The sequence below is a fragment of the Streptomyces sp. NPDC056231 genome (assembly GCF_048270745.1).
Classification (GTDB): Bacteria; Actinomycetota; Actinomycetes; order Streptomycetales; family Streptomycetaceae; genus Streptomyces.
The window spans coordinates 53,856-77,022 of record NZ_JBLVKW010000020.1 but is presented as its reverse complement, the minus strand read 5'-3'; the positions used below and the strand labels follow the sequence as shown (position 1 = coordinate 77,022).

Annotated in this window: 24 protein-coding genes; 14 read left to right on the top strand and 10 right to left on the bottom strand. The window is 70.0% G+C overall.

Annotation, left to right across the window (positions count from 1 at the left end):
• The first annotated feature begins 115 nt into the window (after positions 1 to 115).
• Entirely contained in the window at positions 116 to 880 is a 765-nt protein-coding gene (locus ACNPQM_RS18055; RefSeq protein WP_358860519.1) for a hypothetical protein, read from the top strand.
• A gap of 17 nt (positions 881 to 897) precedes the next feature.
• On the opposite strand, the gene ACNPQM_RS18050 is transcribed toward ACNPQM_RS18055, so the two are convergent.
• Positions 898 to 1,416, bottom strand: coding sequence for a hypothetical protein (locus tag ACNPQM_RS18050; protein WP_358860518.1), 519 nt, complete (start codon positions 1,414 to 1,416; stop codon positions 898 to 900).
• Between the two features lie 13 nt (positions 1,417 to 1,429).
• Positions 1,430 to 2,545: a magnesium and cobalt transport protein CorA gene (locus tag ACNPQM_RS18045; RefSeq protein ID WP_358860517.1), complete on the bottom strand. Its 1,116-nt coding sequence runs from the start codon at positions 2,543 to 2,545 to the stop codon at positions 1,430 to 1,432.
• 408 nt (positions 2,546 to 2,953) lie between these two features.
• Between ACNPQM_RS18045 and ACNPQM_RS18040 the strand changes: the two genes are divergently transcribed.
• Positions 2,954 to 3,589, top strand: a complete 636-nt coding sequence (locus tag ACNPQM_RS18040; RefSeq protein ID WP_418084783.1) for a suppressor of fused domain protein — start codon at positions 2,954 to 2,956, stop codon at positions 3,587 to 3,589.
• A gap of 88 nt (positions 3,590 to 3,677) precedes the next feature.
• Here ACNPQM_RS18040 and ACNPQM_RS18035 read toward each other — a convergent pair whose 3' ends face one another.
• Positions 3,678 to 4,910 (bottom strand): MFS transporter, encoded by a 1,233-nt coding sequence (locus ACNPQM_RS18035; RefSeq protein ID WP_358860515.1) that lies wholly within the window; start codon positions 4,908 to 4,910, stop codon positions 3,678 to 3,680.
• Between the two features lie 157 nt (positions 4,911 to 5,067).
• Between ACNPQM_RS18035 and ACNPQM_RS18030 the strand changes: the two genes are divergently transcribed.
• From ACNPQM_RS18030 to ACNPQM_RS18020, 3 genes are all read left to right on the top strand, one after another.
• Complete coding sequence (locus ACNPQM_RS18030) at positions 5,068 to 5,712, top strand: DUF6758 family protein (protein WP_418084782.1); 645 nt, start codon at positions 5,068 to 5,070, stop codon at positions 5,710 to 5,712.
• Between the two features lie 107 nt (positions 5,713 to 5,819).
• A complete protein-coding gene (locus ACNPQM_RS18025) occupies positions 5,820 to 6,686 on the top strand; it encodes a PHP domain-containing protein (RefSeq protein ID WP_358860513.1) in 867 nt (288 codons plus the stop codon).
• Positions 6,687 to 6,800: 114 nt separating this feature from the next.
• Positions 6,801 to 7,406 (top strand): MarC family protein, encoded by a 606-nt coding sequence (locus ACNPQM_RS18020; RefSeq protein ID WP_358860512.1) that lies wholly within the window; start codon positions 6,801 to 6,803, stop codon positions 7,404 to 7,406.
• A gap of 78 nt (positions 7,407 to 7,484) precedes the next feature.
• Here ACNPQM_RS18020 and ACNPQM_RS18015 read toward each other — a convergent pair whose 3' ends face one another.
• On the bottom strand, positions 7,485 to 7,637 hold the full coding sequence (locus ACNPQM_RS18015) for a hypothetical protein (protein WP_358860511.1): 153 nt from the start codon (positions 7,635 to 7,637) through the stop codon (positions 7,485 to 7,487).
• Positions 7,638 to 7,847: 210 nt separating this feature from the next.
• On the opposite strand from ACNPQM_RS18015, the gene ACNPQM_RS18010 reads away from it, so the two are divergent.
• The gene (locus ACNPQM_RS18010) at positions 7,848 to 8,735 is read left to right on the top strand and encodes an NYN domain-containing protein (protein WP_358860510.1); all 888 of its coding nucleotides are present in this window, start codon (positions 7,848 to 7,850) and stop codon (positions 8,733 to 8,735) included.
• Positions 8,736 to 8,824: 89 nt separating this feature from the next.
• Here the strand turns inward: ACNPQM_RS18010 and ACNPQM_RS18005 are convergent, their stop codons facing one another.
• Both ACNPQM_RS18005 and ACNPQM_RS18000 read right to left on the bottom strand, forming a co-directional pair.
• Positions 8,825 to 9,664: an alpha/beta fold hydrolase gene (locus ACNPQM_RS18005; protein ID WP_418084781.1), complete on the bottom strand. Its 840-nt coding sequence runs from the start codon at positions 9,662 to 9,664 to the stop codon at positions 8,825 to 8,827.
• 170 nt (positions 9,665 to 9,834) lie between these two features.
• Positions 9,835 to 11,682: a DEAD/DEAH box helicase gene (locus ACNPQM_RS18000; protein ID WP_418084780.1), complete on the bottom strand. Its 1,848-nt coding sequence runs from the start codon at positions 11,680 to 11,682 to the stop codon at positions 9,835 to 9,837.
• A 475-nt stretch (positions 11,683 to 12,157) separates the two neighbouring features.
• Between ACNPQM_RS18000 and ACNPQM_RS17995 the strand changes: the two genes are divergently transcribed.
• Positions 12,158 to 12,892, top strand: a complete 735-nt coding sequence (locus ACNPQM_RS17995; protein WP_358860507.1) for a ferritin-like fold-containing protein — start codon at positions 12,158 to 12,160, stop codon at positions 12,890 to 12,892.
• A gap of 18 nt (positions 12,893 to 12,910) precedes the next feature.
• On the opposite strand, the gene ACNPQM_RS17990 is transcribed toward ACNPQM_RS17995, so the two are convergent.
• The 4 genes from ACNPQM_RS17990 to ACNPQM_RS17975 form a co-directional block, all read right to left on the bottom strand.
• A complete protein-coding gene (locus ACNPQM_RS17990; protein ID WP_418084779.1) occupies positions 12,911 to 13,180 on the bottom strand; it encodes a hypothetical protein in 270 nt (89 codons plus the stop codon).
• A gap of 268 nt (positions 13,181 to 13,448) precedes the next feature.
• Positions 13,449 to 13,676 (bottom strand): DUF3107 domain-containing protein, encoded by a 228-nt coding sequence (locus tag ACNPQM_RS17985; protein WP_418084778.1) that lies wholly within the window; start codon positions 13,674 to 13,676, stop codon positions 13,449 to 13,451.
• 148 nt (positions 13,677 to 13,824) lie between these two features.
• Positions 13,825 to 14,466: a TetR/AcrR family transcriptional regulator gene (locus tag ACNPQM_RS17980; protein WP_030915445.1), complete on the bottom strand. Its 642-nt coding sequence runs from the start codon at positions 14,464 to 14,466 to the stop codon at positions 13,825 to 13,827.
• 168 nt (positions 14,467 to 14,634) lie between these two features.
• On the bottom strand, positions 14,635 to 14,850 hold the full coding sequence (locus tag ACNPQM_RS17975; RefSeq protein ID WP_358860504.1) for a hypothetical protein: 216 nt from the start codon (positions 14,848 to 14,850) through the stop codon (positions 14,635 to 14,637).
• A gap of 110 nt (positions 14,851 to 14,960) precedes the next feature.
• On the opposite strand from ACNPQM_RS17975, the gene ACNPQM_RS17970 reads away from it, so the two are divergent.
• The 7 genes from ACNPQM_RS17970 (at position 14,961) to ACNPQM_RS17940 (ending at position 23,132) form a co-directional block, all read left to right on the top strand.
• Positions 14,961 to 15,923: an alpha/beta fold hydrolase gene (locus tag ACNPQM_RS17970; protein ID WP_418084777.1), complete on the top strand. Its 963-nt coding sequence runs from the start codon at positions 14,961 to 14,963 to the stop codon at positions 15,921 to 15,923.
• A complete protein-coding gene (locus ACNPQM_RS17965) occupies positions 15,908 to 17,275 on the top strand; it encodes a DUF3152 domain-containing protein (protein WP_418084776.1) in 1,368 nt (455 codons plus the stop codon). Before ACNPQM_RS17970 ends, ACNPQM_RS17965 begins: the two co-directional genes overlap by 16 nt.
• A gap of 156 nt (positions 17,276 to 17,431) precedes the next feature.
• The gene (locus ACNPQM_RS17960; protein ID WP_358860501.1) at positions 17,432 to 17,527 is read left to right on the top strand and encodes an Ms4533A family Cys-rich leader peptide; all 96 of its coding nucleotides are present in this window, start codon (positions 17,432 to 17,434) and stop codon (positions 17,525 to 17,527) included.
• A 232-nt stretch (positions 17,528 to 17,759) separates the two neighbouring features.
• Complete coding sequence (locus tag ACNPQM_RS17955) at positions 17,760 to 19,484, top strand: ABC transporter substrate-binding protein (protein ID WP_418084775.1); 1,725 nt, start codon at positions 17,760 to 17,762, stop codon at positions 19,482 to 19,484.
• A gap of 2 nt (positions 19,485 to 19,486) precedes the next feature.
• Entirely contained in the window at positions 19,487 to 20,473 is a 987-nt protein-coding gene (locus ACNPQM_RS17950) for an ABC transporter permease (RefSeq protein WP_358860499.1), read from the top strand.
• Positions 20,470 to 21,459 carry an ABC transporter permease gene (locus tag ACNPQM_RS17945; protein ID WP_418084774.1) on the top strand — a complete coding sequence of 330 codons (990 nt, stop codon included), beginning with the start codon at positions 20,470 to 20,472 and terminating at the stop codon, positions 21,457 to 21,459. Before ACNPQM_RS17950 ends, ACNPQM_RS17945 begins: the two co-directional genes overlap by 4 nt.
• On the top strand, positions 21,456 to 23,132 hold the full coding sequence (locus tag ACNPQM_RS17940) for an ABC transporter ATP-binding protein (protein ID WP_358860497.1): 1,677 nt from the start codon (positions 21,456 to 21,458) through the stop codon (positions 23,130 to 23,132). Before ACNPQM_RS17945 ends, ACNPQM_RS17940 begins: the two co-directional genes overlap by 4 nt.
• The last annotated feature ends 35 nt before the right edge of the window (positions 23,133 to 23,167 follow it).

Genomic DNA, 23,167 nt, shown 5'->3' with positions numbered 1-23,167 from the left:
CCGCTCCGGATCGGCCCGGTGAGCAGTCCGTACGGCTCTGCGCCGGACGGCGTACGCGACACAGGTACGCTGCGGTCTGCCAGCCCCCGAGATGCAGATGAGAGGCAGTGCGCCAGTGACCTCTTTTGTCCCGCCCGTCCGGACCCGCCGCCGGACCTGTCTTGCTGTCGTGCTCTGTGCGGGGCTGACAGCAGCCCTGGCGGGGTGCGGAGACGAGGATCCGGACAAGGGGACCAACGGCGTCGGCAGACTCTCGGCGACCCAGATCGAGAAGAAGGCGCGGGCGGCAGCCGACTCCGCGGACGCGGTGCGGCTGGCCGGGACCCTGGTCAGCAAAGGCGGTACGTACAAGCTCGACATGCAGCTCAAGGAGGACGGCGGCACGGGCTCCGTCACCTCGAAGACCAGCACGTTCGAGCTGCTGCGGATCGGTGACCAGGTCTATCTGAAGGCCGACTCGGGCTTCTGGAGCCATGAGGAGAAGGACAAACAGAGCCACGATTCCGGTGCAGCGGCGGGGGACAAGCTCCAGGACAAGTATGTGAAGGTCCCGCAGGACGACCCGACGTACAAGCAGTTGCGCGGCTTCACGGACATGAAGACCCTGCTCGACGGCATGCTCACGCTGCACGGCAAGGTCAACAAGGGCGACCGCGGCAAGGTCGGCTCGGTCCGCACCATCCAGATCCTGGGCGGCAAGGGTGAGGGCGGGGCGCTCGACGTGTCGCTGAAGGGCACGCCGTATCCGCTGCGGTTCGCCCGTGCCGCCGGCGGGGGCACCATCACGCTCGCCGACTGGGGCAAGGACTTCCCGCTGGAAGCCCCGGCCAAGGACGACACGGTCGACTACGGGCAGCAGCTCCCCAAGTCGACCTCGTGACGCTACGACGACGGCCCTCAGCGGCGGCGCTTGCGCAGCAACCGCGGGAGGGCGTCGGGGACAGGGCGGCGGGTGGTCGCCCGAGTCGGCAGCGGCGCCGCCGCGTGCGAGACGTCCGGCAGCTCCGTACGGAACTCGCCGGGCGTCAGCCGCAGTATCCGGCACTCGCGCGCCCAGCGCTCGGTCATCTGCTCGGCGTCCGGCGCGTTCAGCCGCTTGCCCTTGAGTTCGGCGACCGCGGCCTCCCACTCCTCGGAGTGCGGCGCGAGCTCCGTCACGGCGGCGGTCCAGGCGATCAGCCGGCCGCCTTTGTCCTTGCTGCGCACGGTCACCTCTGCGGCGGACCCGTCGGTGAGACCGGCCGGGAGCGGCTGCTCGCCGGGGCCGTCCCCGACGAGATGGGCCGCGCCTTCGTGCCATACGTGCCACAGCGCCCGCGCGGGCCCGGTACCCCGCACCCAGATCAGACCGGACTTCTTGGTGGCCTCCTCGACGAGGGCCGGTCCGAGCAGCGAGTCAGCGGCAGCAGCAGTCATGCCGTCAACTGTATTAGAGCCAGCCGTTGCGCTTGAGTGTGCGGTGGATGGAGAAGCAGACGACCCCGATGACGCCCAACACCATCGGATAGCCGTACGTCCACCGCAGCTCCGGCATGTGCTTGAAGTTCATGCCGTAGACGCCGCAGATCATCGTCGGTACGGCGATGATGGCCGCCCAGGACGTGATCTTGCGCATGTCCTCGTTCTGCGCGACGGTCGCCTGCGCCAGGTTGGCCTGCAGGATCGAGTTCAGCAGTTCGTCGAAGCCGATGACCTCTTCGTGCACCCGTGCCAGGTGGTCGGCGACGTCCCGGAAGTACTTCTGGATGTCCGGATCGACCAGCCGCATCGGCCGCTCGCTGAGCAGCTGCATCGGCCGCAGCAGCGGGGAGACGGCCCGCTTGAACTCCAGGACCTCACGCTTCAGCTGGTAGATCCGGCTTGCGTCGGAGCCGCGCGGGCTGCCCTTCGCCGGGGTGGAGAAGACCTCGATCTCCACCTCGTCGATGTCGTCCTGGACGGCGCCGGCCACGGCGATGTAGCCGTCGACGACATGGTCGGCGATGGAGTGCAGGACCGCCGAAGGTCCCTTGGCGAGCAGCTCCGGGTCGTCCTGCAGCCGGTGGCGCAGCGCCCGCAGCGAGCCGTGTCCGCCGTGCCGGACGGTGATGACGAAGTCCCGGCCGGTGAAGCACATCACCTCGCCGGTTTCGACGACCTCACTGGTCGCGGTGAGCTCGGCGTGCTCGACGTAGTGGATGGTCTTGAAGACGGTGAAGAGCGTGTCGTCGTACCGCTCCAGCTTGGGTCGCTGGTGGGCGTGGACGGCGTCCTCGACAGCGAGCGGGTGGAGGCCGAACTCCCGGGCGATCCCGGCGAATTCCTCCTCGGTCGGCTCGTGCAGGCCGATCCAGGCGAAGCCGCCGTCCTCGCGCACCCGAAGCATCGCCTCGTGCGGGGTCAGGCAGCCGGCGCTCTCCACGCGGCGTCCGTCGCGGTAGACCGCGCAGTCGACGACCGCGCTGGAGGCGGACGGGTCACGGGTGGTGTCGTAACTGTTGTGCAGTGCGTTGGTCTTGCGCAGGGACGGGCGCACGGCGGCGCGCAGGTCACGGATCATCGACATGGCTGGCTCCTTCACGGAGGGCCGTCGTCGGGCGCGTGGAACAGCCCGGAATGGGGACGTGTGCTCACATCCGCAAAGCGGGCGGCACCGCGGCGGCGCGATGACGGCGTTCGCTACAGACAGGCAAAAAGAAGTGCTCTTCCGTCGTGCGCAACGCCCTGGGTTCTGACGAGGGAGGCGTCAGAACACCGAAGAAGGGTGTGGGGCGGAAGAGCGGTTGGTACTGCACGATCGACTTCGGTCCATTGCAGCCCCACCTCCTCCAGCCGGTCCCCCGTGGGGGATGACGTGTTGTCGGGACTGAGAGCGACGCTTCTGCGTGCTGTCCCGACCAGCGGCCAAGACTATCAGCCGACTCCGGGCCAATCCCTTACTTTGCCCATTCCATACGCGTCCTATGCTCGCGGCATGGAAGAAATTCTGGCTCTGGTCGAGGCCCGGCTCCGTACGGCTCTCGGTGAACCGGACGCGCGCGCCGCGGTGACGTTTCTCGGCACGGACCGGATCGAGGTACTCCGTTTCGTCGACGGTGATGTGGTGCGCTACGCCACGCTGGGCATGTCCGCCCAGCCGATGTCCGATCCGACCGCGGCCCTCGCAGACCCCGTGAAGGGGCCGCGCGCCGAGCTCATCCTCTCCGTGCGGGCCGGGCTCGCCGACACCGACAAGGTGCTCCGCCCACTGGCCGTGCTGGCGGCTTCCCCGCAGGTCGAGGGGTTGATCGTGGCTCCCGGCACCTCGCTGGACCTGGGTGAACCGCTCTGGCCCGGGGCGCCGTTCAGCTCCGTACTGGTCGCCGAGCCGGGCGGGCTGGTCGAGGACCTGGAACTGAATGAGTCTGTGCCGCGCGGCGGCTCCGTGGGGGGTGGCGGCCGGGAGACGGGCGGGCCGATGGAGCCGGTGCGGTTCCTGCCGCTGCTGCCGATGACGCCCAACGAGGCGGCGTGGAAGCGGGTCCGCGGGGCGCAGGAGCTCCAGGAGCGGTGGTTGTCGCACGGGACGGATCTGCGGGATCCGCTGCGTACCTCCGTGACCCTGGACTGAGACGAACGCCATACGGGCATGGGGGAAGCCCCGCCGCGCGGCCAGGAGGGGGAGCCGCGGGCGGGGCGGAACAGGGTTCGTGCAGAGGTCAGTTGGCGAAGGCCGTGACACCGTCCTCGGTGGCGTGCTTCGGCTCCAGCTCCGTTGCCTCGTGGGTCAGTGCCGTGCGCCGGACCCAGACGACGGCGGCGCCGACGACGGCCGCGACCGCGGCGACCACGAACGGGATGTGGATGTTGCTCCATTCCTCGATCTTCGGGGCGAGGTACGGGGCGGCCGCCGCGGCGAACCAGCGGACGAAGTTGTAACCCGCGCTCGCCACCGGGCGCGGTGCGTCCGAGACACCGAGCGCCAGCTCCGTGTAGACGGTGTTGTTCATGCCGATGAAGGCGCCGGAGGCGATCGTGCAGACGATGGCCGTGGTGTGGTTGCCGTAGCCGAGGATCAGCAGGTCGGCGGCGAGCAGCACCAGTGAGGCGCCGAGCACCTTGAGCGAGCCGAGGCGCTTTTGCAGCCGGGGTGCGACGAGCACCGAGAAGACGGCGAGCAGCAGACCCCAGGCGAAGAAGACCGCTCCGGACTTGTACGGCGTCATGTTCAGCACGAACGGCGTGAACGCCAGGATCGTGAAGAACGCGTAGTTGTAGAAGAACGCCGAGGTCGCGACGGAGGCGAGGCCGCCGTGGCCGAGCGCCTTGACCGGGTCGAGCAGTGAGGTCTTGCGGGCGGGCTTCGGCTGTTCCTTCAGGAACGCCGTGATGCAGATGAAGCCGATCGCCATCAGGGCCGCGGTGCCGAAGAACGGGTAGCGCCAGCTGGCGTCGCCGAGCAGCGCGCCGAGCAGCGGCCCGCACGCCATGCCGAGGCCGAGCGCCGACTCGTACAGCAGGATCGCCGCCGAGCTGCCGCCGGCCGCCGCTCCGACGATCACGGCGAGCGCGGTCGAGACGAAGAGCGCATTGCCGAGTCCCCAGCCGGCGCGGAACCCGACGAGTTCCGCGACGGACGACGAGGTGCCGGAGAGTGCGGCGAAGACCACGACGAGCGCGAGGCCGGTCAGAAGGGTCTTGCGGCCGCCGATCCGGCTGGAGACGAAGCCGGTGACCAGCATCGCGACAGCGGTGATCAAGAAGTACGAGGTGAAGAGCAGGGACACCTGGCTGGGCGTCGCCTCGAGACCCTTGGCGATGGACGGCAGAATCGGGTCCACCAGCCCGATCCCCATGAACGCGACAACAGAGGCGCCCGCGGTGGCCCAGACGGCCTTCGGCTGGCGCAGGATGCTGCCCGCTCCTTGATCGAACGGATCCTCTCCCTGCATGGGCCTTCTCACTCTCCACTAGATCGATGCGTTGTGCACAGAATAAGTTAGAGAAGCTAATGAGTGCAAGTTACATCTATTTTCCCTGGTGGGAGCCACGCTGCGGACGGGTGATCGTCCTTGACGCGGCGACAGCCTGGGAGGACCGTTGGTCGCTATGAGGGGCGAACCCAGTTGCCCGAAGTGCGGAGGCCGGGTCAGGGCGCCCGGTCTTTTCGCCGACACCTGGCAGTGCGCGGTGCATGGCGCCGTGTATCCGCTGCAGCCGGTGACCCCGCCCAGTGTCGAGGCGCTCGGGGTGGTGGTGGCCCGCGCCCGGGTGCCGGTGTGGATGCCCTGGCCGCTGCCCGTCGGCTGGCTGTTCACCGGTGTCTCGTACGCGGGCGACGACCGGAGCGGCGGCCGCGCCACCGTCGTCGCCTGCTCGGGTCCCGGTCCACTCGGCGGTATGGGTGAGCTGCTGCTCGTCGCCGAGGAGCTGGGGGTCGGACTCGGTGCGCGCTACGCCGGGATCGACGGCCCCGACCCCGGCGCGTCCCTCGATGTCGACGGACCTCCCGACGCCAAGGTGCTCGCCGCCGGACGCCCCACCTCGCTCTGGCACGTCAAGGGTGCCCCCGAGGACCGGGCGGTCTTCGTCGGTGAGGCGCGCGGGCTCTGGCTCTGGGCGATCGTCTGGCCCGAGCAGTCCGGGCTGCTGATGTACGACGAACTGATACTGGCCGACCTGCGCGAGGCCGGGGCGGAGGCCGAACTCGTGCCGTGCGGGGCGCTCACACCACGGCTGCTCGACCGGCCCTGACCGCCGGACGTGCGCCCGCGCTCTGCCGTGACCGGCCGGGCGCTGTTCGAATGCCGGTTATCCTGGGGCAGTCCCCCTGTCCGGCTGCGAGCACTGGAGTACGCGTCGTGCGCATCGACCTGCACACCCACTCCACCGCTTCGGACGGTACGGACAGCCCCGCGGAGCTGGTCCGGAACGCCGCTGCCGCGGGCCTCGACGTCGTCGCCCTCACGGACCACGACACCGCCCGCGGCCATGCCGAGGCGATCGCCGCGCTCCCCGAGGGCCTCACCCTCGTCACCGGCGCCGAGCTTTCCTGCCGGGTCGACGGTGTGGGGCTGCACATGCTCGCGTACCTCTTCGACCCCGACGAGCCGGAACTGGCGCGCGAACGCGAGCTGGTACGGGACGACCGGGTGCCGCGCGCGCAGACCATGGTCCGCAAGCTCCAGGAGCTCGGCGTCCCGGTCGAGTGGGAGCAGGTCGCCCGGATCGCGGGGGACGGCTCGGTCGGCAGGCCGCACATCGCCACCGCGCTCGTCGAGCTCGGTGTCGTCGAGACGGTCTCCGACGCCTTCACGCCCGAATGGCTCGCGGACGGCGGGCGCGCGTACGTACGGAAGCACGAGCTCGACCCGTTCGACGCGATCCGGCTGGTCAAGGCCGCAGGTGGCGTCACCGTCTTCGCCCACCCGCTCGCCGTCAAGCGCGGCGAAGTGGTGCCCGAGGCAGCCATCGCACGGTTCGCCGCCGCGGGTCTCGACGGCATCGAGGTCGACCACATGGACCACGACGAGCCGACCAGGTCCCGGCTGCGCGGGCTCGCCAAGGAACTGGGGCTGCTGGCCACCGGCTCCAGCGACTACCACGGCAGCCGGAAAACCGTACAGCTCGGCGAGTACACCACCGACCCGGAGATCTACGGCGAGATCACCCGGCGTGCCACGGGAGCCTTCCCGGTGCCGGGCACCGGCGGGCCCCGCAACGCGTAGCCGCCTGTCCGCGCATCTCGTCCCCCTTCACCTTTTCTCGCTCGCCCGGCCGCTCACGGCTGCGCGCTGTGAACGTCCCCCTCTCGACCCGCTCTCTTCTCGCAAGGCCTCACTGTGTTCGACGTTGCTGTCTTCGGATCCCTATTTCTCACGCTTTTTGTGATTATGGATCCACCTGGAATCACCCCGATCTTCCTCGCCCTCACCGCCGGCCGGCCCGCCAAGATGCAGCGCAGGATGGCGCTCCAGGCGGTTGCCGTCGCCTTCGGAGTGATTGCCGTCTTCGGTGTGCTCGGCCAGCAGATCCTCGACTATCTGCATGTCTCCGTTCCCGCCCTGATGATCGCGGGCGGGCTGCTCCTGCTGCTGATCGCGCTCGATCTGCTGACCGGCAAGACCGACGAACCGACGCAGACGAAGGACGTCAATGTCGCGCTCGTGCCGCTGGGCATGCCGCTGCTCGCCGGCCCCGGCGCGATCGTCTCGGTGATCCTTGCGGTGCAGCACGCCGACAGCTTCGGGAGTCAGCTCTCGGTCTGGACGGCGATCGTCGCCATGCACCTGGTGCTCTGGCTGACCATGCGCTACTCGCTGCTGATCATCCGTGTGATCAAGGACGGCGGTGTCGTCCTGGTGACGAGGCTCGCGGGAATGATGCTCTCGGCCATCGCCGTTCAGCAGATCATCAACGGGGTCACCCAGGTCATCCAGAGCTCCTGACGCGGCCCCGGACACCACAGCGCCCCCGCCACGGACCTTCCGTGCGGGGGCGCTTCGTCTTTGTACGTCGGTGAGGCGTTACGAAGCCGAGGTCTCGGCCGGGCGGATATAGATGCGCTGGCCTATCGAGGCGGCCTGCTGCACGATCCGGTTGACGGAGGCGGCGTCCACGACGGTGCTGTCCACGGCGGTACCGTCGACATCGTCGAGTCGCATGATCTCGAAGCGCATATGGCTTCCCTTCGTCCGATCCTCCTGCTGGAGAACTACTGGGGGGACGGGTGATCCGTCCGCAAGGATGTGGAGCCTCGGACATCGGCGTCCCGCGCTCCACAAGGTGTACAACGGCTTGCCGCAGGCAAACATTCCCTACGCTAAGGAAATTTTTTGGATGTCTAAGTACCAGCGGGAAACCGGCCGTGCGCGGGCCATGAGGTCCGCATGAACGGGGCGGAGATCGGCGAACGCCTGGAACGCACCAACGAGCTGCTCCAGCGCATGCTCGCCGAGGTGTCCAAAACCCCCTCGACCCATGCGATCTTCGTGGACGCGGGCTATGTGTACGCCGCGGCCGGGCTGCTCGTCACCGGCACGGAGGACCGGCGCTCCTTCGACCTCGACGCGGAAGGGCTGATCGAGGCCTTCATCGACAAGGCCCGCACCATCTTCGCGGACAGCAGACTGCTGCGCGTGTACTGGTACGACGGGGCCAGGCGCCGGATCCACACGGCCGAGCAGCAGGCCATCGCCGAACTTCCCGACGTCAAGGTCAGACTCGGCAACCTCAACGCCAACAACCAGCAGAAAGGCGTCGACTCACTCATCCGCACCGACCTCGAATCCCTCGCCCGGCACCGCGCGATCAGCGACGCGGCGCTCGTCGGCGGCGACGAGGACCTGGTGTCCGCGGTCGAGGCGGCGCAGGGATACGGGGCCCGGGTCCACCTCTGGGGCATCGAGGCGGGCGAAGGGCGCAACCAGGCCGAACCGCTGCTCTGGGAGGTCGACAGCCAGCGCACCTTCGACCTGGAGTTCTGCCGCCCGTACGTCACCAGACGCCCCGTCACCACGTACGAGGACGACACTCCCGCCCCCTCCCGCGAGGACGTCCGCTTCGTCGGCGCGCAGATCGCCGCCACCTGGCTCTCCGCGCGCGGCCGCGACGCCCTCGCCGACCTGCTGCCCGGACACCCCTATCTGCCGGGCTCCGTGGACCAGGACCTGCTGGTCGAGGCCGAACGGGTGCTCCAGCACTCGCTGCGCGGCCACGCCCATCTGCGCCGGGCGCTGCGCGACGGCTTCTGGCAGCACCTGCAGGCGCAGTACTGAGACCGGCCGGCACATGGGAGGCGGCGTCGCGGGGCCGGTCCTTCTCCCACCCCCCATGTGCCGGCCGGTCTGAGACCGGTCGGTCTGAGCTACACGCCGTCCCAGAAGGCGGTCAGCGCGGCGGCGGTCTGCTCCGGGCGGTCCGTGTTGGGGGAGTGCTCGGCGCCCGCGATCCGGCTGCGGTGCGCGCCGAGCCGCTGCGCCATCTCGTCCAGCAACGGGACCGGCCAGGTGTCGTCGCGCTCGCCGGAGAGCACATGGAAGGGCAGCGGTACGGAGGTGAGTTCGGCCACCCGGTCCGGCTCGGTCGCCAGCTGCCGCCCGGTGGCGATCAGCTGGGCGGGGCGGTGGCGCAGCCAGCGCCGGCGCAGCCCCTCGTCGTTCGCCGCCGCCGCGTCCTCGGGCGGGTCGAGGGCACGCATCGCGTCCCACACATCGGCCATGCTCAGCGTCGCGAGCGCGTCGCTGAGCATCTTCACCTTGAGCTGCTGGGCCTCGACCACCTGGGCGGGGCCGGACGACATCAGGGTCAGCGAACGGAACGGTGAGGCGTCGAGCAGCACGGCGGCGCGGGCGATCTGCCCGCCGAGTGAGTGCCCGAGAAGATGCACGGAGCCACCGAGCGCGTCGGCCTGCGCGAGTACGTCACGAGCCAACTCGCTTTGCCCATAGTCGTCCTGACGGTCCGTTCCTTCGGTCTCGTACTGCCCGCGCCCGTCGGCGGCAACGATGCGGTAGCCGGCGGCGGAGAGCGGTTCGAGGAGCGCGATGAAGTCCTCCTTGCTGCCCATGTATCCGGGCAGCAGAAGGGCGGTGCCGCGCGGTTCGGCGGGCGGTGAGGCATCCAGCACGGCGAAGGCTCCGCGCGCGGTGAGCAGCGCGTGGGCGCGGGTGCGGGGGGGCGGAGTGAAGGTGGGCGGCCGACTCATGACACGAGGCTATGTCCTCACCGGCCGGATGGGCCGACTGCGCCCTCGAGCCGACCTCAAACGCCGGACGGGCCTGAGGATGTCCTCAAGCCCGTCCGGCACGATCAAGCCCCTCCGGCAGTCGAGGAGCGGGGTCCGGGGCAGAGCCCCGAACGACCATCGGCGTGTCCTCAGCCCTCGGTCCTGGCCGCAGTACGCGGCGCGCGCCGCCGCCGCGGCTTGGCCTCGCCCTCCGCGACTGGAACCTCCACCGCGGTCTCCGCCTTCGGCTTCGCCGCGGCCCGGGTCCGCCGACGCGGCCTCTCCCGCTCGGGCTCGGCGATCGGCGCGATCTGGAAGTCGACCTCGTCCTCGGCCGGCTTGGCGACGATCCGGGCGCGGCGCCGCGGCTTCGTCACCGTCTTCGCCTCCACCACCGGCTCGGCCATGGGTGCGATCTGGAAGTCGACCTCGTCCGCAGGCTTGGTGACGGTGCGGGTCCGCCGGCGACGCGGCCTGGCCTCGACCTCCGCCTCGGCCACGGCCGGTGTCCCGGCGACGGCCGGAGTCTCCGCCAGGGCCACCGCTGCCTCGGCCGCGACATCCGGGACCGCGACCCGCGTACGGCGACGGCGGCGCGGCGTACGCGGCTCCACCGGGGCGTCATCGGCGGGCGCTGCCACTGCGGCCTGCACGGGCTCCGTGGCCGGCGCCGGCACCGCGGCAGCGGTGCCCTCCGCGAGCGCGGATCCGCCCCGCGTACGACGACGCTGACGCGGTGTACGCGGCGCCCGCTCCTCCCGTGCGGCAGAAGCCGACGGCGCGGACGACTTGCGGCCGCGGCCGCCCGTCTCGCCCAGGTCCTCGATCTCCTCGGCCCGCAGACCCGCACGGGTCCGCTCGGCGCGCGGCAGCACACCCTTGGTGCCGGCCGGGATGTCGAGCTCCTCGAACAGGTGCGGCGACGTGGAGTACGTCTCGACCGGGTCGTTGAACTCCAGGTCCAGGGCCTTGTTGATCAGCTGCCAGCGCGGGATGTCGTCCCAGTCGACCAGCGTGATCGCGATGCCCTTGGCGCCCGCACGGCCGGTCCGGCCGATGCGGTGGAGGTAGGTCTTCTCGTCCTCCGGCGACTGGTAGTTGATGACGTGCGTGACGCCCTCGACGTCGATACCGCGGGCCGCGACATCGGTGCAGACGAGCACGTCCACCTTGCCGTTGCGGAAGGCGCGCAGCGCCTGCTCACGGGCGCCCTGGCCGAGGTCGCCATGGACTGCGCCGGAGGCGAAACCGCGCTTCTCCAGCTGCTCGGCGATGTCGGCGGCGGTCCGCTTCGTGCGGCAGAAGATCATCGCCAGCCCACGGCCGTTGGCCTGCAGTATCCGCGAGACCATCTCCGGCTTGTCCATGGAATGGGCGCGGAAGACGTGCTGCGAGATGTTGGCGACGGTCGCGCCCTCGTCGTCGGGCGAGGTGGCGCGGATGTGCGTCGGCTGCGACATGTAGCGCCGCGCGAGGCCGATGACCGCACCGGGCATGGTCGCCGAGAACAGCATCGTCTGGCGGGCCGGCGGCAGCATGGTGATGATCCGCTCGACGTCGGGCAGGAAGCCCAGGTCGAGCATCTCGTCGGCCTCGTCGAGGACGAGGGCACGCACGTGCGACAGGTCGAGCTTGCGCTGGCCGGCCAGGTCGAGCAGGCGGCCCGGGGTGCCGACGATCACGTCGACGCCCTTCTTCAGGGCCTCGACCTGCGGCTCGTACGCACGGCCGCCGTAGATCGCGAGAACGCGGACGTTACGAACCTTGCCGGCGGTCAGCAGGTCATTGGTGACCTGCTGGCAGAGCTCACGCGTGGGGACGACGACCAGCGCCTGCGGTGCATCGGTCAGCTGCTCGGGCTTGGCCCGGCCCGCCTCGACGTCCGCGGGGACGGTGACGCGCTCCAGCAGCGGAAGACCGAAACCGAGCGTCTTGCCGGTACCGGTCTTGGCCTGTCCGATCACGTCGGAGCCGGAGAGTGCGACGGGGAGCGTCATCTCCTGGATGGGGAAGGGGGACACAATGCCGACGGCCTCAAGGGCTTCGGCCGTCTCGGAAAGAATCCCGAGGTCTCGGAACGTAGTCAGGGTGCTGCCTCTTCTGTGAGACGCGGTCCGAGGCGAACGCTGGGGGTCGTACCGTGCCGGGGTTGGTCATCCGGCCGTGGATGGGCCGGGTGGCGCGGGACCACTGCCGTCGCTCGAGCGCTCGTGCCGCTGAGGGGGCCCCTCATCTGCGGTCGTACGTGGCGTACGCCCCGCTGGGAGGGCTGTCGGGTCGGAGCCGATCGGGCCACCGACCGGGCATCCTCATTCAATTTCGCGCCACCGGTACATCCAGAATACTCAGTAGCCGCAATACCACTGTACCCCGGATTCGCGCATGTGTGTTGGGCGAATTCATTGGAACGGTGTGATGCCACTGGCTGACCAGGCCCTTCCATCCTTCGATGGGCGGGCTATTCTGCGGTTCATGGAGACGCCTGACAACGCCACTGAAGCCCCCGCGCCCACCGGAATCGCCGCCCAGGACTGGGCCACCGCATCCGCAGAGCCGCAGTACCGTGCAGCGGTCGTGGATCTGCTGGGAGCACTCGCGTACGGGGAGCTGGCGGCCTTCGAGCGGCTCGCCGAGGACGCAAAACTCGCGCCGACGCTGGCCGACAAGGCGGAGCTGGCAAAGATGGCGTCCGCCGAATTCCATCACTTCGAGCGGTTGACGGACCGGCTGACCGCGATCGACACCGAGCCGACCGGGGCCATGGAGCCGTTCGCCAAGGCGCTCGACGACTTCCACCGCCAGACCGCCCCGTCGGACTGGCTGGAGGGTCTGGTCAAGGCGTACGTCGGCGACTCGATCGCCAGTGACTTCTATCGTGAGGTCGCCGCCCGCCTCGACTCGGACACCCGCTCGCTCGTCCTCGCCGTGCTGGACGACACGGGCCACGGCAACTTCGCTGTCGAGAAGGTGCGCGCCGCGATCGAGGCCGACCCGCGGGTCGGCGGCCGGCTCGCGCTGTGGGCGCGGCGGCTGATGGGGGAGGCGCTCTCCCAGGCCCAGCGGGTGGTCGCCGACCGCGACGCGCTGTCGACGATGCTGGTGGGCGGGGTGGCGGACGGGTTCGACCTGGCCGAGGTCGGCCGGATGTTCTCGCGGATCACCGAGGCGCACACCAAGCGGATGGCCGCGCTCGGACTGGCTGCCTGACAGACCGCCGACGGCCCCTCAGGCCGCCGCTGATCGGCTCAGACGGCGGCCGCGCGGGCGGATCAGCAGCGACAGCGTCACCGCGCCGATCAGCGCCGCGCCGATCAGGGTGGGCAGGACGTGTCCTGGTCCCAGCACCGAGTGCATCAGATACGCGCCGAACAGGGCACCCAGAGCACCGGTGGCGTAGACGGCACGGCGGGACGGGAGCCGGCCGGACAGCGAGCGGAGCGCCGCCCAGGAGAGGGCGAGTCCAAGCGCGACGGAGCCGAGGGATTCCCAGATCACAGATGATCACCTCGAGGGTTGCGGAGGGGTGTCTCCCCTGCTTCCAGAGCGATGGGGGAGGGCGAAACGGTCGTAGCCCGTACTACCCGTGGGCCGCGGAACGCAACCCTCCCCGGGCAGGTTCCGCACAGGTGCCGCACAGCGGCAACCGGAACGGAGCAGCGGCGGAACGCAGAAGCGGCCCGGAGGGGATACCCCCCCGGGCCGCTTCGCATTGCCGTGCCTCTGTCCCTAGTGCCGTGACCGGCAAACATTGCCGGGAGGGGCACTAGAGCGCGCCGAACCCCACCCGCCGCGTGCTCGGCTCGCCGATCTCCACATAGGCGAGCCGGTCGGCCGGCACCAGGACCTTGCGGCCCTTGTCGTCCGTGAGGCTGAGCAGCTGCGTCTTGCCGGTCAGGGCCTCGGCGACCGCGCTCTCGACCTCCTCGGCGGAAACCCCGCTTTCCAGAACGATCTCCCGGGGTGCGTGCTGCACGCCGATCTTGACCTCCACGGCTATGTCCCTCCGACGGTCAGTCCTCTTGCGCGTGAGCCGCGCCGTACGCACCACACATTAGCCCGGTGAGCGGAGCTGTCAGAGGTCGGCAGGCAACGCCCGCAGCGAACACGTACCGCGGATGCGGAGGAGCGCCGATCGGACGTCAGTGCTGATCGATGCCGTGCAGGGGGAACCCGGCGATGCCGCGCCAGGCCAGCGAGGTGAGGAGCTGTACCGCCGTGTCGCGCGGGATCGCCGACTGGCTGGACAGCCAGTACCGGGCGACGACCTGCGACACGCCGCCCAGACCGACCGCGAGCAGCATCGACTCGTCCTTGGAGAGCCCCGTGTCCCCCGCGATGACGTCGGAGATCGCCTCCGCGCACTGCAGCGAGACCCGGTCGACCCGTTCCCGTACCGCCGGCTCGTTCGTCAGGTCCGATTCGAAGACCAGCCGGAAGGCGCCGCCCTCGTCCTCGACGTATGCGAAATAGGCGTCCATCGTCGCGGCGACCCGGAGCTTGTTGTCCGTCGTCGACGCCAGCGCGGTACGGACCGCCTGCAGCAGCGATTCGCAGTGCTGGTCGAGCAGAGCCAGATAGAGCTCCAGCTTGCCCGGGAAGTGCTGGTAGAGCACCGGCTTGCTGACACCGGCCCGCTCGGCGATGTCGTCCATCGCGGCGGAGTGGTAACCCTGCGCGACGAAGACCTCCTGCGCGGCGCCCAGCAGCTGATTGCGTCGGGCGCGGCGAGGCAGGCGAGTACCCCGCGGGCGCGCCGCCTCTGTCTGCTCGATGGCTGTCACGCCGCCTCCCAAAATTGTGATCGAACACAGCCTTTTTCTGCACGCTGCGCCGTACAGCCATCGTACTTTTGAGTAACCCGGGTACGCGCGGCGCGGACGCAGAATTTCACGGACCGGACGGCTGCGGTAGCCACAGATTCGTCGACCTGCACGGCAAAGCGGGGCGTATCAGCGGTAATCGTCCTCGTCCTCCGCTACGACGCGCGCCTGCTCCGCCGCGTCCGCCTCGTTTGCGGTGTCCCGGTCGATGTCCGTGAGCGGATCGTCGCTCCTCGGCTGGAGATCGGCCTGCTGCTCGGCCGCGTCAGCCTCGGGTGCCTCCGGGTCCGGCTCGTCCGGCTGAATTTTCTCGAAGGTCTCCGGGTCGCTGGGGTCGACCGTCATGGTGACTCCCTTCCTTAGACTCGAGCGTAGGAGCTACCCGGGGACGGCGCTATGCGATCTGTGACGGCGAACACATGAACCACAGCGTGATCGTCTCGTAACATTGCCGCATGTCATCGACCAAGCTGCCGGGAGTCCGAGCCGCCGCTGCGGCGGCCCCCGCGGTGAGCACCGTCCGGGTCGCCGAAGGGGAGGAGCTGCGCTCCGTCGCGCTCCCCGGCCTGACGCTGAATGTTCGCGCCCGGCCGCCGGAGCGGACCGGGCTGCCGCCCGCGCTCTACGTGCACGGGCTCGGCGGCTCCTCGCAGAATTGGTCGGCGCTGATGCCGCTGCTCCAGGACGTGGTGGACGGCGAGGCGGTCGACCTGCCCGGCTTCGGGGACTCCCCGCCGCCGGACGACGGCAATTATTCGGTCACCGGGCACGCCCGTGCGGTGATCCGGCTTCTGGACGCGGGGGAGCGCGGACCCGTCCATCTCTTCGGCAATTCGCTCGGCGGCGCGGTGGCCACCCGGGTCGCGGCCGTCCGCCCCGATCTGGTGCGGACGCTCACTCTTGTCTCGCCGGCGCTGCCCGAGATCCGAGTGCAATGGCCCGCCGTACCGACCGGACTGCTCGCCGTTCCGGGGGTCGCATCCCTGTTCTCCCGGATGACCAGGGACATGACGGCGGAACAACGGACGCGCGGAGTCATGGCACTCTGTTACGGCGATCCGGCACGCGTCTCCGAAGTCGGCTTCCTCGAAGCGGTGGCGGAAATGGAGCGACGGCTGGAACTGCCGTACTTCTGGGATGCGATGGCGCGCTCGGCGCGCGGCATCGTCGATGCGTACACGCTGGGCGGGCAGCACGGACTGTGGCGCCAGGCCGAGCGTGTGCTCGCACCGACCCAGCTCGTGTACGGCGGACGGGACCAGCTCGTCTCGTACCGGATGGCACGCAGAGCGTCCGCGGCCTTCCGCGATTCGCGGCTGCTGACACTGCCCGATGCCGGGCACGTGGCGATGATGGAGTACCCGGAAGCGGTCGCCCAGGCGTTCCGGGAACTGCTCGACGAATGCGGCGGGAGCTGATCCGGGGCGTGGGACGACACAGCCGAAAAGGGCCCCAAGCCGACGAACCGGATATCGATGCCGCCGCGGCTGACCGCGGCGGCGCTCGTGAGGCGATCCGGGTGGAGCCCGGCAGCGGACGGCGCAGGAAGGTGGCCGAAGCGCCGCCCGGCGGGGACGGGCACACTCCGTCCCGGGGGGTCCCGCAGGTGCGCGGCGGCCATCCCGAGCAGCGCGAGCCGGGCGGCGGCTGGGGGACCGGACCGCGGCCGGTGGTCGGCGACCGGCAGGCTCCGGGGCGGCCGGGGGCGCTGCAGACGTCTCGGCCCGTGGCCCGGCCGGTGCCGCAGGAGGCGCCGGACCGGCAGCCCGCGGCTGGTACGCGGTCGCTCATACCGGGTCCGCGGCGCGAGTTCGTCGACGCCTTCGACGCACCGCCCGCGCCCCGGGCCCCTCGTTCCCCGTCCGCCCCACCGGCCCCGCCGGTCGGCCCGTTCACCTCGGTGGGCGACGGGGGCGAGCAGCCGTCGCCCGGCGACGCCTATGCCCCGCCGGTCACCAGGAGCGGCAAGGGGCGCACCGTCACCGGTGTCGCGGCCGCCGCCGTGACCGCCGTGCTGGCGGTGGTTGTGGCCGGCCAGGTCGCGCACGACAGCAGCGGGCGGGTCGGCATGGCCGCACCCGGGACGGGTGTCGACCGGGACAGGGGTGAGGACACCTCCTCCCGCTCGGACGACCGGCAGGCGCCGAAAGCGGCGGTGGCCGCACCTCTTTCGTACGAGCAGAAGATGGCCATGGCCTATCCACTCGCTCCGGAACTCAAGGGTTCCGGACGCTTCGAGACGGTCCCGGGAACCGCGAAGGCGCCGGGCCGGGGGCATAAGTACCGCTACCGGATCGATGTCGAGAAAGGGCTCGGTCTCGACGCCGGACTTTTTGCCGAGGCGGTGCAGAAAACTCTTAATGACGACCGTAGTTGGGCGCACGGCGGCATCATGACTTTCGAGCGGATCTCCAAGGGCGATCCGGATTTCGTGATCACTCTGGCCAGCCCGGGAACCACCGGTGACTGGTGCCGGAAGTCGGGTCTCGATACGACCGAGGACAACGTCTCGTGCGATTCGGCGGCGACCGAGCGCGTGATGATCAACGCCTATCGCTGGGCGCAGGGATCGTCGACGTTCGGCCCGGAGAAGCTCTTCTCCTACCGCCAGATGCTGATCAATCACGAGGTCGGCCACCGGCTGGGTCACAATCATATGAGCTGCCGCACGCCGGGCGCCCTGGCTCCCGTGATGCAGCAGCAGACCAAGTCCCTCGATATCGACGGCATCAAGTGCCGCCCCAACGCCTGGGTGTATCCGCGTAGTTGAGTCCGGCCGGACCACCCTTCGGCCCCGTCCGGCTGCCTCCCGGCCGATGCCCGCGATCGGTCCGAGTGTCCGACCCTTGGAGAGGTTGTCCGACATGTGGGACGGATGTCTTATTCCGCGTTGACATCAAGGGTGCCGTCGCGCATATTTCTCGGCATGTCACGCAAGCCCGTCACCTTCGAACGCGCCGCCATTGAGCTGGCGCTCATCGGTGTGACCGGGCACAGCGTCGCCGACATTCACTGTTGCTGACGCCTGCCTGAGCGCGCGTCGCCCCCCTTTCCCCGAGCCCTGTCTCGCAGGGAACGGTTCTTCCCGACTGCCGCGCCGGGCGTACTCCGTCCGCAGGCGCGGCAGTCTTGGTGTCCCGGTCCGGTTCATCCTGATCCTTGACCTTTTGTTCCACCCCGCACCCTCGCTGCTGCCTGCACGGATCCCTGTTCAGCCTTCTTCCGTCAGCAGTACTCCGAGAGGTCATCTTCCGATGCGTCAACCGTCCGTCATATCGCGCCGCGTGGCAGCGGCCGTCGTGGTTCTCGTCGTGGGTTCGGGCGCCGCCGCGTGCGGGCCCCAGGACAGCAAGGGCAGCGACGGCACATCCGGCGCGGCGGGCAAGCCCGCCAAGGGCGGCACGCTCACCGTCCTCAACACGAGCGCGCAGGAGGACTTCGACCCCGCGCGGCTCTACACCTCCGGTGGCGGCAACGTCCCGTCACTGGTCTTCCGTACGCTGACCACTCGCAACCGGGAGGACGGCGCGGCCGGCGCGAAGGTCGTACCCGACCTGGCGACCGACCTGGGCACGCCCAGCAAGAACGCCACCGTCTGGACGTACACGCTCAAGGACGGCCTGAAGTACGAGGACGGCACCGCGATCACGAGCGCCGACATCAAGTACGGCATCGAGCGCTCCTTCGCTGCCGAACTCTCCGGCGGTGCGCCCTACCTGCGCGACTGGCTGATCGGCGGCGCCGACTACCAGGGCCCGTACAAGGACAAGAAGGGCCTCGCCTCGATCGAGACGCCCGACGCGAAGACGATCGTCTTCCACCTCAACAAGCCGGAGGGCGAGTTCCCCTACCTGGCGACGCAGACCCAGACGACCCCGGTGCCGAAGGCCAAGGACACCGGCACGAAGTACGAGAACCACCCGATCTCCTCGGGTCCGTACAAGGTCGTCAAGAACGAGGGCGACGGCGAGCGCCTCGTCCTGGAGCGCAACACGTTCTGGTCGGCCGCCACCGATGAGGAGCGCAAGGCGTACCCGGACCGGATCGATGTCCGCTCCGGACTCGACTCCGCCGTCATCAACCAGCGGCTCGCCGCTTCCCGGGGCGCGGACGCAGCCGCCGTCACCACCGACACCAACCTCGGGCCGGCCGAGCTCGCCAAGGTCACCGGCGACAAGAAGCTCGCCGCCCGTGTCGGCACCGGCCACTTCGGATACACGAACTACATCGCCTTCAACCCGAAGGTGAAGCCGTTCGACAACCCGAAGGTGCGCCAGGCGATCTCGTACGCCGTCGACCGCACCTCGGTCGTCAACGCGGCCGGTGGCTCCTCGCTCGCCGAGCCCGCCACCACCTTCCTTCCGGAGCAGGCGTCCTTCGGCTACAGCGCGTACGACGCCTTCCCGGCCGGCAGCACCGGCAACCCGGCCAAGGCCAAGGAGCTGCTGAAGGAGGCCGGTTACGCCAAGGGCCTGACCATCACGCTCACGCACTCCAACGAGAAGAACTTCGCCACCAGCCCGGAGATCGCCACCGCCGTCCAGGAGGCGCTGAAGAAGGCCGGGATCACGGTCGAGCTGGAGGGTCTGGAGGGCAACGCCTACTCGGACAAGATCCACAACGTGAAGAGCGAGCCCGGCTTCTTCCTCACCGGCTGGGGTGCCGACTGGCCGTCCGGCGGTCCGTTCCTCGCACCGATCTTCGACGGACGCCAGATCGTCAAGAACGGCTACAACTTCAACGCCTCCCAGCTCGACGACGCCTCCGTCAACAAGGAGGTCGACGAGATCAACAAGCTGACCGATCTGGGCGCGGCCGCGAAGCGCTGGGGCGCACTCGACAAGAAGATCGGTGAGCAGGCGGTGACCGTGCCGCTGTTCCACCCGGTCTACAAGCGCCTGTACGGCGAGGCCGTCAAGAACGTCGTCATCAGCGACTGGACCGGCGTGCTCGACATCTCGCAGGTCGCGGTCAAGTAACCATGGCCGAAGCACTGCTGGTCAAGGAGGCGGGTGTCGCTGCGGCGGCCCCCGCCTCCGGGGCCTCCTCTTTCTGGCGGCGGCTGCGCGCGCGGCGCTCCGCCGTCGTGGCGGCCGTCGTCGTCGCCCTGCTGGTCCTGGTCGCGCTCGCCGCGCCGCTGCTGGTGGCCATCGAGGGCCAGGACCCCACCACGTACCACGCGAACCTCGTCGACTCCGCCACCGGTGGCGTACCGCTGGGATCGTTCGGCGGCATCAGCGCCGAGCACTGGCTCGGCGTCGAACCGCTCACCGGCCGCGACCTGTTCGCCCGTGTCGTGTACGGGGCGCGGGTCTCGCTCGGCGTCGCGCTGGCCGCGACTCTGCTCCAGGTGATCATCGGTGTGGCCGTCGGTCTCGCCGCCGGACTCGGCAACCGGTTCGTCGACCAGGCGCTCAGCCGCGTCACCGACATCGTCGTCGCCCTGCCCGTCATGGTGATCGCGCTCGGCGCGCTCGCCGTCGTCCCCGCGGACTTCCCGCGCCCGGTGCTGATCGCCGCGATCGTCGGGCTGGTCGGCTGGTCCGGCATCTCCAGGATCGTGCGCGCCCAGACCCTCGCGCTGAAGTCGCTCGACCATGTCGCCGCCGCCCGGCTCAGCGGATGGGGCGGCCGGCGGATCGCCCGGCGCGAACTGCTGCCCGCGCTCGCCGCACCCGTCATCACGTACGCCGTGCTGCTCTTCCCCGGCAACATCGTCGTCGAAGCGGCACTGTCCTTCCTCGGCGTCGGCATCAAGCCGCCCACGCCGTCCTGGGGACAGATGCTCAGCGACGCCGACACCTGGTACCAGGCGGCGCCCACCTATCTGCTGATACCCGCCCTGCTCATCTTCGTCACCGTGCTGGCGCTGACCGTCCTCGGCGAGGGCGTGCGCAACGCACTCGACCCGCGCGTCGCCTCGCGGCTGCGGATCGGCACCGGACGCAAGAAGGAGGCCGGAGCATGACCCGGTTCCTGCTGCGGCGCCTCGGCGGAGCGCTGTTCGTGCTCCTCGCCCTCAGCGTCGTCGTCTACGCCGCGTTCTACGTCGCCCCGGGCAACGTCGCACAGATCGCCTGCGGGCCCCGCTGCTCACCCGCCCAGGTGGCGCAGGTCAGCGACCAGCTCCGGCTGGGTGACCCGCTGTACATGCAGTACGCCCACTTCCTTCAGGGGATCTTCGTCGGACGCGACTACTCGACCGGCACCGGGATCCTGCACTGCCAGGCCCCCTGCCTCGGCCGCTCCTACCAGGACGACCAGCAGGTCACCCAGCTGATCCTCACCAAGCTGCCGGCCACCGCCTCGCTCGCCATCGGCGCCTTCGTGCTGTGGATCCTGCTCGGCGTCGGCACCGGACTGCTCTCGGTGTGGCGGCGCGGCCGCGCGACCGAGCGGATCCTCACCGGGCTGACCCTGGCCGGCATGGCCACGCCGGTCTTCGTCACCGGCCTGCTGCTGATCATCGTGTTCTGCTCGGCGCTGCAACTGCTGCCGTTCCCCGACTACGTACCGCTCACCGAGAACGCGGAGCAGTGGGCCTGGAACCTGCTGCTGCCCTGGGTCGCGCTGGCGCTGGTCTCCGCCGCTCCGTACGCCCGGATGACCCGGTCGTCCATGCTGGAGATCCTCGCCGAGGACCATGTGCGCACCTTCCGCGCCTACGGGGTGAGCGAGCGGGGGCTCGTCGTGCGGCATGCGCTGCGTGGCGCACTCGGCCCCGTGATCGCACTCGGTGCACTGGACATCGGCTCGATGTTCGGCGGTGCCGTCCTCACCGAATCGCTGTTCAACATTCCCGGCGTCGGCCGTGAACTCGTCGACGCCGTGCAGAACGTCGACCTTCCGGTCGTCGTCGGCCTGGTGCTCGTCACCGGCTTCTTCGTCGTCCTTGCCAATGCCGTCGCGGACATCCTGCAGGCGATGGCCGACCGTCGGGTGGTGCTGTCATGAGCCTCGTCGAGGTCTCCGATCTGACGATCTCCTTCGACGGCGCGGCAGGCGCCCGGGCCGTCGACGGAGTCTCCTTCACGCTGGAGGCGGGCGCCGCCCTCGGTGTCGTCGGTGAGTCCGGCTCCGGCAAGAGCGCGTCGGCGTACGCCCTGCTCGGACTGCACCGGGGGACAGGCACCGCCGTCGGCGGCTCGATCCGGGTCGCGGGTGTGGATGTACAGACGGCGGACGACGCGGAGCTGCGGGCGCTGCGCGGGGCGAAGGCCGCGATGGTCTTCCAGGACCCGCTGTCGTCCCTGGACCCGTACTACGCGGTCGGCGACCAGATCGCCGAGGTGTACCGGGTCCACACGCGTGCCTCCCGGCGGGCGGCGCGGGCGCGGGCCGTGGAGGTCCTCGACCGGGTCGGCATCCCCGACGCGGCACGGCGTTCCCGGTCCCGGCCGAACGAGTTCTCCGGCGGGATGCGGCAGCGCGCCCTCATCGCGATGGCGCTCGTCTGCGAGCCGCAGCTGCTGATCGCCGACGAACCGACGACCGCGCTGGACGTCACCGTCCAGGCCCAGATCCTCGATTTGCTGCACCACCTGCGCCAGGAATCGGGCATGGGACTGCTGCTGGTCACCCATGACGTGGGCGTCGCGGCGGAGAGCGTCGACGACGTGCTGGTCATGCAGGCGGGCCGGGAGGTGGAGAGCGGGCCGGTCGCCGACGTGTTCGGTGCGCCCCGTCGGCCGTACACCCGCGAACTCCTCTCCGCGGTTCCGCGGGTGGACGCGAAGCGGGTGGCACCGGCCGCGGCGCCGGACGTGAAGGGCGCGGTGCCCATCCCGGAGCCGCGGGGCGCGGGCGATGGCGAGCCGCTGCTCGAAGCAGTCGGCCTGCGGCGCGAATTCGGGCGCGGCAGCGGCCGGCTGATCGCCGTGGACGGCGTCTCCCTCACCGTCCACCGCGGCGAGACACTCGGCATCGTCGGCGAGAGCGGCAGCGGCAAGACGACGCTCGGCCGGATGCTCGTACGCCTCCTCGACCCGACCGGGGGCAGGCTCCACTACGGGGGTGCGGAGATCGGCTCCCTGTCCGACAAAGCACTGCGGCCGTACCGGCGCGAGCTCCAGATGGTCTTCCAGGACCCCGTCGCCTCGCTCAACCCGCGCCGCTCGATCGGTGAATCCGTCGCCGATCCGCTGCGCGCCGCGGGCGTCCTCGACGACACCAGGATCCGCAGTCGTGTCCGCGAACTGCTGGAACGCGTCGGGCTCGACCCCGACCGCTACGACCGCTACCCGCACGAATTCAGCGGCGGACAGCGCCAGCGCGTCGGCATCGCCCGCGCACTCGCCGCCGACCCCAAGCTGATCGTCTGCGACGAACCGGTCTCCGCGCTCGATGTCACCACCCAGGCGCAGGTCACCGCACTCCTCGCCGAACTCCAGCGGGAACTGGGACTCGGGCTGGTCTTCATCGCTCATGACCTCGCCGTCGTCCGGCAGGTCAGCGACCGGGTCGCGGTGATGCGGCAGGGCCGGATCGTCGAACAGGGCAGCGTCGACGAGGTCTACGGGGCACCGCAGGATCCGTACACCAAGCAGCTTCTCGCCGCCGTGCCCGCGCTCGATCCGGCGCTCGCGACGGTGCGCCGGGCGGCCCGCAAGGAGCTGGCCGCAGCCTGACCCAGCGTAACCGATCACCCTTATAGCGCGACGGA